This is a genomic window from Nocardia cerradoensis NBRC 101014 (assembly GCF_000308535.1).
Lineage (GTDB): Bacteria > Actinomycetota > Actinomycetes > Mycobacteriales > Mycobacteriaceae > Nocardia > Nocardia cerradoensis.
This window is the reverse complement of record NZ_BAFW01000253.1, coordinates 16,146-30,756: the sequence shown is the minus strand read 5'-3', so window position 1 is coordinate 30,756 and position 14,611 is coordinate 16,146. Positions and strand designations below refer to the sequence as shown.

The following is a 14,611-nucleotide window of genomic DNA, read 5'->3' as shown; positions in this document are numbered from 1 at the left end:
GCCCGGGCATACCAGCATCGAGGTGCGGAGCCGCCGCCACGCGCACCTCGACCGACGTGTTGCCGGAGTCTCTGGTGAGCCGCCACGAGACGGCGAACTCCGAGGCATCCACCGCGCCCGGCGGGCACCGGCGCCAATCCCACCCCGACGTGCCCGTGGCCAGCACCAATCCGGTGCGCCCGGCGTCGGTGGGACCGGCTGCCAAGGCGTAGTCCTGCCGACGTGGGGCGACCGCCTCGGAAGGCGGCACCGGCCACGGCAGTGCGTCGGCTCCGTCGACGCACAGGTCGCAGGATTCGGTGAGAGCCGCGATGTCGCGGGCGAGCAGATCGGGATCGAGCGCGGGGATGCCGTCGATGGTGGATGCGGGCCACCAGTGCGCGGCCCACTGCGCATAGCCGAGTTGCCGTGCGGCGTCGGACAATTCGTCACGTGCTGGTGTCGCCACCAGTTCTCCGGACCGGCCGTCGGCGACGGCGAGCGCGACCGGTTCGCCGTATACGGCCCACAGCCACTCCTGTGCGGCGTCCGGATCGTGCAGCACAGCCGCCGGAAGGGTGTGCCCGGACAACAGGCTCCACGACAGATGACCGCCGATCACCTCGAGAACCAGCGTGTCGAGTCCGGGCGTCGTATCGTGGACGGTGGGAGCGCCGGCGGGGGAAACGGTGACGATGTCGTCGTCGCGGTGCAGGAATATGGCCTCGGACGTCATCCGGCCCTCGATTCCAGCGAATCGTCTACTGCCGCAGGAGAAGTGGCGGTGAGCGCCTTCCGTACCCGCGTGCGGTGATCGAGGATGACCGAGCGTGCCACGCCGTCGAGCAGATCCCAGAGCTCGGTCACATCCGGTGAGGCCTGCGACAGGGAGGCGTTACGGACGTCGCGCCCGTGCAGGCGAACCCACAGCCGCCGCAGATACGACCGCCAGGGGTGGCGGAGCTCGGCCGCGATCATGGACAGCGGATCGGCCGGTTCCGAGGTTTCGTGCACGGCGAGGCGGCGCGCCTGCAGTACATAGGCCTCGCGCCGCCACCTCCCGTTGATCACCCGATGTGCGGCCGTACCGCCCGGCCGAGTGGAAATGCTCTGTGGAGAGGAAAGGCTCTGGTGCGCAGACCTTTTCGGATCCGGGACGCGGTCGCTGCGGCCCGAGGTCGCCGGTTCGCCCGCGGGCGACGATACGGTTCCGGTCGCAGGGGCGAGGCCGAGCGCGAGTTCGACTCCCGCTGCCGCTGTCACCCGAAGCGATTCGTCGAGCAGCGCCCATGGTGCGCAACTTCGGGCGATCTCCTCGGTCACCAGTTCCGGGATCGTGGGCAGGTCCGAGCGCTCGGTGGAGGCCTGCAGCACCGTGAAAACACGTTCGTAGACAGTGCGGTCGAACGGCAGCGCCAGGGTCGCGGTCGATGCCCCGGTACCGAGCGCGGGGGCGACCGGCAGGCGGTGCACGGTGAGGCCCAGTTCCTGTGCCGAATCTCCAGAAGTGTTGTGCCACAGCGTAATTCCTGAATGGGTGCCCGCTCGCTTCGTGATCAGGGTGCGCAGTTCCCGGGCGGCGTCATCGGCTCGGGCGGTGGCGCACGCATCGAGTAGTGCGGCGAGGGCGGTGGTGTGGTCGGCGCCCGCGGGCGCGGACTGCGGTCGCCGCAGCCACGCGGTATCGATCAGCGCCGCGAGTTCGCCGGTCGTGGAGCGATCGGTGAGATGGTCCTTCAACGCCTGCGTGGTCCGTCCGGCCGCGAGGTGATGGATGTCGTGCAATGTGGCTGTGGCGGTGGGCCGGTCGCGTACCGGATCCGGCGCTCCCGACACCGTCGCGAGTTCGAAACAGCGTTGGAAATACAGGTCCTGCGGGTTGCCGTCGGTGATGCGCAGTGCCCGCCGCACCTGTTTGAGGAGGCTGAACCAGGCCGCGGTCGCGCGCAGGACATCGCCGGCGGCGTGGACACGGGCGGCGAGCAGGGTGGCACCGTCGGCGGTGAGCATCGGTCCGGCGCAGGCGGGGTACTGGACAGGGCGGATCACCAGCGGGTCGAGGATCAGTTTCACGGTGCGGCGCAGCGGCCCGCCCTGGGCGCCGCTGAGCGCCTCGACGCCGTCGATACCGCGCCACACCTCGTCGAGCACCATGGCGCGCGGTCGTCGCATTCGGTCAGATTAACCCACTGCCGCGACCACGGCAGCAGCCCGAATGATGCCCCGCGGCCGGGCCCGAAACCTGGGATCGGTAGGCGGCGAACCGTTCCTACCTTGTGACCAACGGCCCGATCCCAGGGCCGGACTCACCGAGAACGAAGGAACGAACACCATGCGCACCAAGCAGATCCGGATCGCCGCCGCCACCCTCGCCGCCGCCGGCCTGACGCTGGCCCTCGCCGCCTGCGGCGACGACTCCACCACCGCCGCCCCGGCATCGACCACCGCCGCACCGGCGACCCAGGCCCCGTCGGGCGGCAAGTCGGCGGCCCTCGTGGATGGCAAGGCGCTGAGCGCGAACTTCGACACCACGTGCGCCCAGCGCGGCGGCACCCTCGCGCTGGCCTTGACCGATGCCGCCAACCCCACCTACGGCCGGCTGAGCGTCAGTGCCACCCTCACCGCACAAGGAGGCACCGTGCAGGCGGTCGCCATCGGCGGCAGTAAGGGCGGCGCCTCCGGTATGCCGTATGCCGTCGGCTTCGGCAACGGCCAGCCCGGCGGCTCGGCCACTGTGTCCAAGGACGGCAAGACCTACAAGATCACCGGTGAGGGTGTCGCCGCGCCGGATATGACCAACCCGATGGCCGGCCCCGCCACCGCGAAGTTCGAGCTCACCTTTGCCTGCCCGACCATCGTCAACGGCTGAGCCAGGAGGAACAATCGTGCGCACCACAGTACGGGCCGGTGCCGTCGCCTTCGCCGCCTTCGCGGTCGGCGCCTATCTCTGGCACGGCTTCACCTACCGGACGGCCGGCCCTTGGGAGCCCGGTTTCGTGGCCTGGCTCAACGGTTTTCTCGCACTGCCGATCATCGCGCTCACCACTGTGGTGATGGTCTTCGCGTTCACCGGCGAGGGCGTGCTGTCGGCGCTCACCGGCCGCAACAGCGCGGAGTTCCGCAACGGCCTGCTCGGCCTCGGGACCGTCACATCGGCTCGCGAAACCGGACTCACCGTCAACGATCAGCCGCAGCTGCGCATCGAGTTCAGCGTCGAGGGCGCCCACGGCGAGATCTTCGATTCGACCGCCAAGATGATCGTGCCCCTCGCCGAACTGGCCCTGCTGCGCCCGGGCGTCGTCCTTCCGGTGCGCTATCTGCCCGGACGGACCGACAAGGTGGAGGTCGATCGATCCGGCGACAGCGCGTCGGCGCAGCAGGCGATGAACGAATCGCTGATTCGCAAGGGAGTCACCACGCGGGCCAAGATCGACATCGCCGGCCGTGGCGTGGCCGCGCAGGCGGTGGTGCAGTCGCTGTCGGTGCCCGGCGAAATCCGCAACGGTTACGCGAAGATCGACCTCGGACTCGCGATCACCCGGCCCGACGGCAGCACCTTCAGCACCCGCGCGGAGAAGTTCCTCCCACCGGCCGGCGTCGCGAACGTGCAGGTCGGAAGGGTCGTGCAGGTGCACTACCTTCCGGAGAACGAGCAGGAGGTGGTCATCGCGATCCCGCTCAACGCATGAACCAGACCGGTATGCCGCCCTTCGCAGAACCAGCGCTGCGAAGGGCGGCACGGTCATGTCCGCGGCAAGCGGATCACGTTGTTCGCCAGATGGTTGCCGCAACCGTGTGCCGGGGCAAAACTTGGTGCATGACGAAAACAGTGGCCGACCCCGTTCCCGGCGAACCCCTTTCCACGGGGCGTGCGGTGCGCGCCACCGTCCCCCGCTCGTCACTCGGCGAATTCCGTCCCGCCCCCGATCGCGATCCCATCGCGATCCTGGAGCGACAGGCCGAGACCCGGCTTCCCGAACTGGTCCCGATTCGCTATGCCCGAATGGCCGCGGGGCAGTTCCCGTTCCTGCGCGGCGCTCCCGCGATCATGGCGGCCGACCTCGCCACGATCCCGCACACCGGGTTGACCGTGCAATTGTGCGGGGACGCGCACCTGTCGAATTTCGGGATCTTCGCCTCAGCGGAACGGTCGCTGGTTTTCGATCTCAACGATTTCGACGAAACCCTGTCCGGCCCCTTCGAATGGGACGTCAAACGGCTGATGGCGAGTGTGGTCGTCGCGTCCCGGGAGAAGGGCTTCACCGACGAGGAGGCCACCGCCGCGGCCCGGACCGCCGCTACGGCCTACCGGGAATGTATGCGGCGCCTGGCCGGCATGGACTCCCTCGACGTCTGGTACGAGAAGGTCGACGAGGACACGGTGGCGAATATGGTGAGCCGACCCAAGTTTCGCGAGGGTGTGGACCGGGCCTTCGAGGCGGCCCGCAAACGCACCAGCCTCGGCGCGCTGAGCAAACTCACCTACACCGACGAGCAGGGAGCGTTGCGCATCCGCCATCGGCCGCCGCTGCTGACGCCGGTCGACTACGTCGATGCGCAGACCGTCGAAGAGGTGTTCAGCGCCTACCGGCGGTCGCTGCCGGAGGAGCGGCGGGTGCTGGCCGATCGGTACCGCATCGTCGACTACACGCACAAGGTGGTCGGCGTGGGCAGCGTCGGCACCCGCTGCTATGTGATCCTGACCGTCGACCGTGACACCGGCGGCCCGCTGTTCCTGCAGATGAAGGAGGCCGAGAAGTCGGTCCTCGAGCCGTATCTCGCGCCGAGCCGCTTCCAGCACCAGGGCCACCGCGTCGTGCACGGCCAGCGTCTGCTGCAGACCTCCAGCGACATCTTCCTGGGCTGGGTCTCCGGCCCGAACGACCGGAACTACTACTTCCGGCAGTTGCGCGATATGAAGGGTGGCGCCGACATCACGCAGATGGCGAAGACCGCCCTGCGCGACTACGCCGGAATCTGCGGCCACACCCTCGCGCGAGCCCACGCCCGTTCCGGCGACCGCATCGCCATCGCCGACTACCTCGGCGGGGGAGAGGCGTTCGACAAGGCCATGACGCAGTTCGCCCTGACCTACGCCGATCAAACCGCCGCCGACCATCGAGAACTGGTGCGCGCCATAGACTCCGGACGGGTGCAGGCAGCGGCGAACCCGTATTGAGGCTGTGTGCGCCCGGCTCCGGTGATCGAGGGCTGTTCGGGTCTCGGCGCGGCTGATGTGTGCAGTCGGGGCATGTTTCGCCTGGGAAGTCGGTTACTCGCCCGTATGGCATGCGGCCTCTACTGTGCTCCAGGACAACGGTGTCAGCGAATCGACCGCACGTCACCCGAACGGAATTGTCGCTGTGCCCGACACACTCACCGCTCCAGCGCCCGCCGCCCTCTCGACCGGATCTCGCGCCGAGGTGATCCACCGCTTCCTGGTCAAACCGGCCGATGCCGGCATCGTCGGCACCGTGGACGGCGGCAAGCTGCTCGAGTGGATCGACAAGGTCGCCTACGCCGGCGCCGCACAGTGGAGCGGCCACTACTGCGTCACCGCCTACGTCGGCAACATCCACCTCGACCGCCCCATCGAGGTCGGCGAACTGGTCGAACTGCACGCCAACCTGGTCCACACCGGCCGCACCAGCATGCACATCCTGGTCACCGTCTACTCGACCGACCCCACCCGCGTGAAGCCGGTCCAGAGCGCCCAATGCCTGACCATCTTCGTCGCGGTCGACGGCGATCGCCGTACCGTCGAAGTGCCGCAATGGAATCCGGTCACCGCCCTGGAATTGCGGCGGCACCGCCAGGCGAAGGTCAGAATCGCCGTCCGCAAGGAAATCGAAGCCGCGATGGCCGCCCAGCGCTACACCGCGGAAGGGACGGCGCCCAGCGCGACCCTGCGCTTCCTCGCCGCTCCCTCCGACATCAACTGGGGCGGCAAGGTCCACGGCGGCCGCACCATGCAGTGGATCGACGAAGCGGCCTATGTCTGCGGCGCGAAGTGGGCCGGCCAGCACGTCCTGACCTCGTACTTCGGTGGCATCCGCTTCTACCGGCCGATCGTCATCGGCCACGCCGTGGAGGCCACGGCCCGGCTGATCCACACCGGCCCCCGCAGCATGCACATCAGCGTGCACGTCACCTCCACGGATCCGCATTCCGGCGAACCGGAACTGGCGGCCCACGGCCTGGCCGTGGTCGTCGCCTTGGACCCGGACGCCAAAGCGCGCTCGATCCGCCAGTGGATCCCGGCCTCCGACGAGGACATCGCCCTGGATGCCCACGCCCGTCATCTCATCGGATTGCGTTCGCTGGTCGAGGATTTCACGCCCGCGGACGCTGTCCCGGAAGACGCCGAGCCGAACCACTTCGGGATTACGGCGAACCAGTGCTGAGTCCGGGAACGCCGCTGCGGTAGCCCGTGTTGCCGTCGTACAGCCTGAACTTTTCGTGCAAACGTCCGCGAAAATGGCGGAAAACTCGCAATAGTGGCGAGGTTTGCACGGTTAGTTCAGGATGCAGCACCGTCCGGGAGAACGCAGACCGCTGCTGAGTTACAGCATCAGTCCTGCTGGGCGCGGTGTTGGTTCAATCCGGGACGTGGCCTCCACAGGCGGTGAGAACCCTCTCTCGGGCGCTCGTCGCGAATGGCTGCCGGTTCACAGTGGGCGCCAACGGAACTCGTCCCCGTCGCGGAACGCGCCGAACGATTCCGCCAGTTCCCGGTGGCGCTGCACATCACCTGAGTCCGGTTCTCGATGTCGAGGGCGTGGCGCAGACTCGGCGCGTCCACCGTCTGCCACATCGTCTCCTTGGTCATCCACACCGCGAGCGGGGAATGGGCGGCGATCTCCTCCGCCTTGGCGATCGCCCGGTCCAGCAGTTCGCCCTCGTCGACCACCTCGAGGACCAGTCCGATCCGCTCGGCCTCGTCGGCATCGAAAACCCGTCCGGTGAGCAGCAATTCGGCCGACCGCGACGCACCCACCAGCCGTGGCAGGTGATAGCTGGTGCCCATATCGCACGCCGAGATCCCGTGCCGGATGAACACCGCCCCGAAGCGGGCACTACGACTCGCGTATCGGATATCACAGGCCAGCGCCAGCGCGAACCCGCCACCGACCGCGGCCCCGTTCACCGCCGCGATCACCGGCTGCCGCAGCCGATGGATCTTCTCGAACGCCGAGGCCATCAATTCCTGGCTCGCATAGATCTGCGCGACCGTTGACTGCGCCGCACCCAGCAGCGCCGCTGTCGGACTCGCATCGGTGGCCGTGAAATCCTCGGGCTTCGACTTCAGATCGGCGCCGGAGGAGAACCCGGCCCCCGCACCGGTGATGACCAGCGCCCGCACCTCCGGCTTCCCGTTGATCTCGTCGAGCACCCGATGCAATTCGGCGACGGTCTGATTGTCCAGCGCATTGCGCCGGTGCGGCCGGTCGATGGTCAACACCACGACACCCGAGGACCGATGGTCGATAGTCAGCGCGGACATGCCTGCCTCCTTCGCGGTTCAGCGCGCAACGGTGCCACCGTCGATGACGAAGGTTTGCCCGGTGATGAAACTGCCTGCGTCCGAACACAACAGCAGCGCGGGCCCGACCAGTTCGTCCGGCTCACCGAGCCGCCGCAGCAACGGTGCCGCGGCCATCGCGTCCACCACTTCCTGCGGATTGTTGCGCACCATATCGGTGTCCACCGCACCCGGTGCGATGGCATTCACCCGAATCCCGTCGCCGGCGAATTCGGCCGCCATCGAGCGAGTGAACGACAACAACGCCGCCTTCCCCGCCGAATACATCGCCAGCCCGCCCGAGAACCCGAACGCCCCGATCGACGCGAAGTTCAACACCGCCGCATGCTTGCTCGCCCGCAGATACGGCAACGCCGCCTGCACCAGAAACAACGGCCCCTGCACATTCACCGCGAACGACTTGTCCACCGCCGCCTTCTGCATGACCTCCAGAGGCTGAGCCAGCGCATTCGCCGCATTGTTGATCACGATGTCGACCCCGTCGAACGTCTCCACCGTCTTCGCCACCAACCCCTGCAACTGGTCGATCTCACCGAGATGAGTGGGCACCCCGATCGCCTCGGCCCCGAGTTCCCGCAACCGCTCGGCGGCTTTCTCGCAGGCCTCCGGCTTCCGGCTTGCCACAACCACGTTCGCGCCGGCGCAGGCCATCCCCTCGGCCAGAGCGAGCCCGATGCCCCGGGTGCCGCCGGTGACGATCGCGGTCCGCCCGCTGAGGTCGAAAAGTTTCCGGAATGAGCTGCGGTCCACTGGGTTGGCCTCTCTGCTGGGTGTCGCTCTGCCGAGCAGAACTGACGACGGTCGCAGTCAGTTCTATCAGGCGAGTCGCGTGGCGTGGTCCGAACAGGACGGATCGCCGCAGGTCCCTGTGCTGACCGTTTGTGGCCCATCCGACGGTCGCACGGCCTCACCACTAGCCGGGGCGGAGTTGTCGGTGGGTTCGGCAACACTGCTCTTGGGGTTGAGGCGGGAGGATTCGACATGGATTTCGTGATTTCGCTCGTGCTCTCGGCGATAGCGTCGAGCAGCTCGAAAGATGTTGTGGCACAACATGTCACGGACGCTTACGGTGATCTGAAGCGGCTCATCGCCGAGAGATATCCGGACGTCGATGTTTCGGCGCTGGAGCGGAAGCCGGATTCCGAAGCCAAGAGGGCGTCGCTGGCCGAAGATCTCGACGATGCCGGTGCGGCCGGCGATCGTGCGTTGGCGTCAGCTGCCGTGAGCGTTCTGCGCGCGGTGCATCGGCCGGAGGCGGCGCCCCCGGAACTTCCGGGAACAGCCCTTGCCGGAGCGGAGGAGTCGACCGGATCCGACGCCGCCGCCCTGTTCGGCGGGGCTGTCGCGGCCGAAGGCACGGGACGTACACAGGAAGCTGAAGCCCTGTACCGCCGCGCCGCCGACAAGGAACACCCCGGCGCGATGAACAACCTCGGGCTGCTTCTGGAAGATACGGGTCGGTCGCCCGAAGCCGAGGAGTGGTTTCGCCGGGCCGCCGACCTCGGGAACGCCAATGCGATGTCGAACCTGGGGGTGAGGTTGCGTGATGCCGGGCAGGTGGCGGATGCCGAGAGGTGGTTTCGCCGCGCCGCCGACCTCGGCCACGCGAGGGCGATGAACAACCTTGCCCTACTTCTCGAGGCAACCGAACGTTCGGAAGGTGCCGACGAGTGGTTCCGCAAGGCAGCCGACGCCGGGCATACCGGTGCGATGAATGCTCTGGGAGTTCAGCTGGAGGCGCGGGGACAGGTCGAGGAAGGCGAGGCCTGGTACCGCCGCGCGGCCGACACCGGCGATCCCAACGCGATGTTCAACCTGGGGTTGCTGCTGGAGGACGCCGGCAAGGTCGAGCCCGCCGAGCTGTGGATCCGCCGCGCTGCCGCCGCCGGCCATGCCACTGCCATGTTCAACCTGGGCGTGCTCGCGGATGACTCGGGCCGGAAGCCAGAGGCAGAAGCCTGGTGGCGCAAGGCCGCCGATGCCGGGCACCCCAAGGCAATGTTCAACCTGGCGATCACGTTGGAGGAGGCGGGCAGGTCGGAGGACGCCGAAACCTGGTATCGGCGGGCCGCCGACGCCGGACACCCGGCCTCGATGTTCAACCTGGCCTGCGCATTGCAGGAGGCGGGCAGGCGACGGGAAGCCGAGGCCTTGTATCGAAAGGCCGCTGATGCCGGAAACGTGACCGCGATGTTCGACCTGGGCGCGTTACTCGAAGCCTTCGGCGAAGTGGCGGAGGCCGAGTCGTGGTACCGCAAAGCCGCTGAGGCGGGCGAAGCCGTGGCAATGACCAACCTGGGCGCACTGCTGATGGAATCGGGCCGGCCCGAGGAGGCCGAGTGGTGGTACCGCAAAGCCGCCGAGGCGGGACGCCCCGTCGCCATGTGCAACTTGGCGGTAGCGATGGAGAAGACCGGCCGCATGACAGAAGCCGAAGCGTGGTACCGCCGCGCCGCCGAGTCCGATCATTCCAGAGCGATGTTTCTCCTCGGTGGCATCCTCGAGCATCGAGGACGAACCGATGAGGCCGAAACCTGGTGGCGCAGAGCCGCCGACGCCGGCCACCCCGGCGCGATGTCCGGCCTGGCCTACCTACTCGCGTTGGCAGGTCGTGTCGACGCGGCCGAAACCTGGAGGCGCAGAGCCGCCGCCGCGGGCGACCCCGGCCCTACTCCCGTCCGGTGACGCGCCCCGTTCCGATCGGCCTTCCCTGATCGGAACAGCAGCCCGGATCGGCCGCCCACTGGTCTACGGTGGAGACCGGCCATTCCACTCGTCACCCGGGAGGTGTCTTGCGCTCCACCCGCATACTGCCGGTCCTGCTCGTCCTCGTCGTCGCGGCCCTCCTGCTGCCCACACGCGCAACCGCCGACGCCGCCATCGACGACACCACCTCCCACCGCATCGATGAACTGGTCGCATTACGCGCCGGCGCATCCGGAGCGAGCAAAGGCGAACTACTCGACCTGCTGTCCAAGCAATTCCTGGGCACCCCCTACGCCGCGAACACCCTCATCGGCTCGGCAACCCAACCCGAACAGCTGGTCGCCGACTTCCGCCGAGTGGACTGCTTCACCTTCCTCGACTACGTGGAAGCCCTGAGCCGAACCACCGACCGAAACCGCTTCGAAGCCAACCTGATCGACACCCGCTACGCCGCCGCCCAAGTCGACTACACCCACCGCAAACACTTCTTCACCGACTGGGCGTACGTTGCCGACGTCGCCGCCACAGACATCACCGGGAGTTTGTCACCCGCCGCAGTCACCGTCTCCAAACATCTCAACGCCAAGGGTGACGGCAGTGTCTACCTACCGGGCATCCCAGTGGTCGACCGCGACATCACCTACATCCCCAGCGCTTCGGTAGACCAGGGCGTCATCAACGGCCTACGAACCGGCGACTACATCGGCGCCTACGCCGACCAGCCCGGACTCGACGTAACCCACGTCGGAATCCTGATCAGCACACCGAGCGGCCCAGTCTTCCGAAACGCATCCTCGCTTGCCGCCAACAACAAGGTGGTGGACACACCGCTGGCCGAGTATTTGCAGAGTGTCCCGGGCATTGTGGTGTTGCGCCCGCGTATCGCATAGAACTCAGCTACGCGTGCCTCGCGAATTCCATCGAGGCGCAGACAGCCCGATTGCGTTTGCCGCCGAGGAACCATCGCGAGTCTCCGGTGCTTCGGCAGCCGAAACGCATTACGCAACAACGAAACGAACTCGGCGCCATCCTCTGCGCAGTACACATGGTGGCCGACGCTACGCTAGGACAGCTGATGCATCGATATGTCTCAATAATGCACGTACGTCCGCGGTGTCCATGCCGACGCCGGCTGCCGGTTCCTCTTGCAGATCCGCAAGTTGTTGGACGCCAGGGTCATCGAGGATGCGCCCCATGAATTCCAATTTCTGCTCGAGCCGCATGCTGACCACCTCGTCCACGGTGCCGCGAGTCGCGAGTACGGTGACCCTGGTTTCGGTGCCTGGCGCCAGGCCGAGCCGGTGAATACGATCCAGGCTCTGCAGAAACCGCCCGGCCATGAAATCACGGTCGACATACACGGCGTCGTGACAGACCTGATGAAGGCTGATCCCCTCGCCGAGGGTAGCGGGGTTGGAGATTAGGACGTGACAGTCGGGATCTTGACGGAACCGGCGCAGTTGCTCGTCGCGATCGGGTGTTCCGCCGTGAACCATCGCTGGGTTGTAGCCCTCTAGCAACCTGTCCAGTGTCGTGAGGCTGCGAACGAATGTGGTCCACACCAATGTCTTTCGACCTGCAGCGACGTTGTCGGCAACGATCTTCGCAGTCTCTTGGTACTTCGGGGAAAGCTCCAGGCTTGGAAGCTTCTGCAGGAGCTCGAACAGCGAATCGCCAGGAGGCGGGTCCAGCGGCGGCAGTTGATATTCCAGTGGCTCGTATGGGCTGGCTCCCTCGAGTAGCAAGGCCGGACTGATGGCGGCCATCAGCAGGCGCAGCATCGCCCGGCCGAGCGCCTCGATACTGCTGCGTGAGCTTTCTGCGCGAGCGGTGAAGTTGCCTTTGAGCGCCTGGTAGACCTCGGCGTGAACAGGGGGCATTTCCAAGTAACGGACCTTGGGTTCGAACGGCGGTAGCCCCAGCTCGTGCTTTGTTGTGCGGGTGAAGAGAGGACGCAGCACAGTGCTCGCGTGCGCCAGATCGCCGCCGGCGACAGCCTCGGTGACTGCCCTTTTTCCGTGGCCAGGCCAGACGAAGGATAGAAGGCTTTCCAAGTCTCGTGCCCCGTTCGGAGCTGGCGTCCCAGTCAGGATGAGTCGTCTGGCTGCCAGGGGGCCCAACGCTAAGCAAGCTGCCCCGTAGGTGCCGCGAGCCCCGAGCTTCATACGATGGGCCTCATCCAGCACGATCATCGACGGTCCCGCCTTCAGCCAGTCCGCCAATGCAGTCAGCGATCGGTCCAGCCGCTCGTAGTTCGCGATTCGCAGCTCTGCGAGCGGATGAGTGGACTGCCCCAGCACATCTGCAATCAGCGGCTCCTCGAAACAGACTGAACTCTCATACTGCCATGCTTCGTATGCCGATTTGGGTCCAATTACCAAGAGCCGCTTTGCTTCTCCGCGGTTGCGCATCGCGGCATACACCGCGAGTGCGACGCGGGTTTTACCTGCACCGGGGACGCTGAAGTTGGCGCCATGGCGCAGGGAAAGGAGTTTGGCGATATCGCGCTGCTGGAATGAGGTCAGATCGGCGATCCAGTCCGAGCCCAGCAAACTGTAGACATCGGAAGGTCGTACACCCTCGGCTGTGCCGCCGGGAACCGTGTCCTGAAGCGAGCGGTCCACCGATTCCGCGTCGTCGAGCACGCCGTTGACCAGGGCTGCAAGGTCTGCCTCCCAATCGACGTCTGGATGTGGCCAACTGGCGAGTTGATCGAGATTGACCAAGAAGTCGTCGAGATCAATTTCCGCTGACAGTGGGCCATTCCGGCCATTGGCAGACATTCGGGCTGACAATTGCGCGAAGTCGCGCTGAAAAGCTGGGGTCGTGTGAAGCTCCACATGAGTACGGCTTGCCGCAAGCCCCAGTCGGAGTGATGGCGCGCTATCGGTAGTGCTCATGGCTGCGCCCACATCACGTGGACAGCGGCACTGAGCCAGGCCAGGCCGTCGCCTGGCAACTCGATTGTGCGCTGCGCTTCTGCTTCCAGCCTGCCGAGGACGTCGCGCAGCTTCTCGAGTGCGTCGTCCAGGGCCCCCTCGTCGAGGCTCGAACTGCCGCGTGACAGCACCAGATCAGTGATGGATTGTTCGAGGTCTTTGCAGGCATCGTTGATCCGGTCCGGCGCGGCCTGCCGCTTCTTCTTCAGCCGGGCAGTACGGCCGGCGACATCGATCGCGTCCTCGAAAGCCTCCTTATAGGAGGCGATCGTTGACGAGGCAGCAGTTTTGTCGGCAGGAGAGGCGGTATTGCGGTCCGACTCGATCGCTTTGGCTTGCAGCACTCGATCGGTCATGGCGCGGGCGGATGCGACACTCGCCCCGGCGCCCTTCACTGACCGGTTCAGGCCGGGGATGGCGACCGCGGCCGGCGCAGCGGCGGGCTCGCCCGGCTTGAGATCATCTGGCAATGCCTTGTCCAGGTATCGATTCTGAAAATCAGCTTCGATATACCGGACGTCGGTTTTCGAGAAGTCCAGTACGATCGCGGCCAGCCGGGCCTCTTTCAGGAGATCTGCTCGTTCCCGGCTCTTGGAATGCTCGTTGATGTACACGCGATAAAGCTCTGCGAGCTTCTCTTGCGAGTCCTCGAAGTCGACGAGCCGCAGGGAGGTGCCATCAGCAGTGGTGCTGCGGTCGATCAGTTCTCGTAGCTGGGCGAGAACCCAAAGGTCACGCTCGCACGATTTCGTGGTGGTGTGAAAGGCTTTTGCGATAACAGCGGGAGTGCGATTGAGCTGAACCCGCTGTTCCTCGATTGCGAGCAGCCTATTGATGTAGGAGTACTTACGCCGTTCATCCGGGCGGAGCTGCAACGCCAGCTCGACGTCGTTGATGTCGGTCCAGGTACATGATTCCGGTAGTACGCCGACACGCATCGTCGTGCCGGTCTTGAGTTCTCGCAGCGCGGCGCAGCGGGTGTTCCCGTTGACAAGAATCCCGCTACGAGTGATCAGCCCGGCCTCGATTTGTTTGTATTCTTCGAGACTGTCTTTCAGTTTATCGAAGTCAGGGTCCCGATGATCAGGCTCCGAGGGCCGGATTGTCAGCAAATGCTGAAGATAGTCTTGACTTTTAGGCGACCAAGGGTCCTCTGTGAGCGCGGCATCCCGTCCTGGATCCAGACTGCGCTGTGCCCTGATGCGGTGTGTACCAGGATTATAGAACAAGACTTCGAGTGGTACATCGATGACTGGCACATGGAGGGGTCGGTCGCGCCATTCAACCGTCAAAGTCTCGGCAACGCCTCGACTTTCGAGTTGCTCCTGCAATCGCTCTTCAACCAGCGACCGCGTAGTCTCGGCTGTCGGGGGCGTCCCGAAATCGGTGAACATATGTGGATTCTCCTCGAAGGAAGTCGGGTGTGTACGGGAGGGGACCGCTG

General features: G+C 66.1%; 11 protein-coding genes and 1 pseudogene. 6 read left to right on the top strand and 6 right to left on the bottom strand.

Features of this window, described 5'->3' with window-relative positions:
- Both ON23_RS27120 and ON23_RS27115 read right to left on the bottom strand, forming a co-directional pair.
- Window positions 1–715: hypothetical protein (locus ON23_RS27120; protein ID WP_039781670.1), on the bottom strand; the 715-nt coding region annotated here is incomplete at its 3' end.
- Window positions 712–2,133: a hypothetical protein gene (locus ON23_RS27115; RefSeq protein ID WP_039781669.1), complete on the bottom strand. Its 1,422-nt coding sequence runs from the start codon at window positions 2,131–2,133 to the stop codon at window positions 712–714. The genes ON23_RS27115 and ON23_RS27120, both read right to left, overlap by 4 nt.
- Before the next feature lie 178 nt (window positions 2,134–2,311).
- Between ON23_RS27115 and ON23_RS27110 the strand changes: the two genes are divergently transcribed.
- The 4 genes from ON23_RS27110 to ON23_RS27095 all read left to right on the top strand — a co-directional run bounded on the left by ON23_RS27110 (window position 2,312) and on the right by ON23_RS27095 (window position 6,383).
- Window positions 2,312–2,848, top strand: a complete 537-nt coding sequence (locus tag ON23_RS27110) for a lipoprotein LpqH (RefSeq protein ID WP_039781667.1) — start codon at window positions 2,312–2,314, stop codon at window positions 2,846–2,848.
- Window positions 2,849–2,864: 16 nt separating this feature from the next.
- Window positions 2,865–3,668, top strand: a complete 804-nt coding sequence (locus ON23_RS27105; protein WP_039781666.1) for a hypothetical protein — start codon at window positions 2,865–2,867, stop codon at window positions 3,666–3,668.
- 128 nt (window positions 3,669–3,796) lie between these two features.
- Entirely contained in the window at window positions 3,797–5,158 is a 1,362-nt protein-coding gene (locus ON23_RS27100; protein WP_039781665.1) for a DUF2252 domain-containing protein, read from the top strand.
- Between the two features lie 244 nt (window positions 5,159–5,402).
- On the top strand, window positions 5,403–6,383 hold the full coding sequence (locus ON23_RS27095; RefSeq protein ID WP_373282257.1) for an acyl-CoA thioesterase: 981 nt from the start codon (window positions 5,403–5,405) through the stop codon (window positions 6,381–6,383).
- Between the two features lie 264 nt (window positions 6,384–6,647).
- On the opposite strand, the pseudogene ON23_RS27090 reads toward ON23_RS27095, so the two are convergent.
- Together ON23_RS27090 and ON23_RS27085 are read right to left on the bottom strand one after the other, a co-directional pair.
- Window positions 6,648–7,483: pseudogene (locus tag ON23_RS27090) on the bottom strand (enoyl-CoA hydratase/isomerase family protein).
- Window positions 7,484–7,501: 18 nt separating this feature from the next.
- Window positions 7,502–8,272, bottom strand: a complete 771-nt coding sequence (locus ON23_RS27085) for an SDR family NAD(P)-dependent oxidoreductase (protein WP_039781663.1) — start codon at window positions 8,270–8,272, stop codon at window positions 7,502–7,504.
- A gap of 231 nt (window positions 8,273–8,503) precedes the next feature.
- Here ON23_RS27085 and ON23_RS36170 point away from each other — a divergent pair, with 231 nt between their 5' ends.
- Both ON23_RS36170 and ON23_RS27075 read left to right on the top strand, forming a co-directional pair.
- The gene (locus ON23_RS36170; protein WP_051043446.1) at window positions 8,504–10,207 is read left to right on the top strand and encodes a tetratricopeptide repeat protein; all 1,704 of its coding nucleotides are present in this window, start codon (window positions 8,504–8,506) and stop codon (window positions 10,205–10,207) included.
- 107 nt (window positions 10,208–10,314) lie between these two features.
- Window positions 10,315–11,118 (top strand): DUF1460 domain-containing protein, encoded by an 804-nt coding sequence (locus ON23_RS27075; protein ID WP_039781676.1) that lies wholly within the window; start codon window positions 10,315–10,317, stop codon window positions 11,116–11,118.
- Between the two features lie 168 nt (window positions 11,119–11,286).
- On the opposite strand, the gene ON23_RS27070 is transcribed toward ON23_RS27075, so the two are convergent.
- Window positions 11,287–13,128, bottom strand: a complete 1,842-nt coding sequence (locus tag ON23_RS27070) for a DEAD/DEAH box helicase (protein WP_039781675.1) — start codon at window positions 13,126–13,128, stop codon at window positions 11,287–11,289.
- The gene (locus tag ON23_RS27065; protein ID WP_039781662.1) at window positions 13,125–14,561 is read right to left on the bottom strand and encodes a hypothetical protein; all 1,437 of its coding nucleotides are present in this window, start codon (window positions 14,559–14,561) and stop codon (window positions 13,125–13,127) included. The genes ON23_RS27070 and ON23_RS27065 overlap by 4 nt, the downstream gene beginning before the upstream one ends.
- Between the last annotated feature and the right edge of the window lie 50 nt (window positions 14,562–14,611).

Coding starts and splice junctions, on each gene's coding strand:
- ON23_RS27115 (WP_039781669.1), bottom strand. CDS start 2,133: ATGGTGCTCGACGAGGTGTGGCGCGGTATCGACGGCGTCGAGGCGCTC.
- ON23_RS27110 (WP_039781667.1), top strand. CDS start 2,312: ATGCGCACCAAGCAGATCCGGATCGCCGCCGCCACCCTCGCCGCCGCC.
- ON23_RS27100 (WP_039781665.1), top strand. CDS start 3,797: ATGACGAAAACAGTGGCCGACCCCGTTCCCGGCGAACCCCTTTCCACG.
- ON23_RS36170 (WP_051043446.1), top strand. CDS start 8,504: ATGGATTTCGTGATTTCGCTCGTGCTCTCGGCGATAGCGTCGAGCAGC.
- ON23_RS27070 (WP_039781675.1), bottom strand. CDS start 13,128: ATGAGCACTACCGATAGCGCGCCATCACTCCGACTGGGGCTTGCGGCA.
- ON23_RS27065 (WP_039781662.1), bottom strand. CDS start 14,561: ATGTTCACCGATTTCGGGACGCCCCCGACAGCCGAGACTACGCGGTCG.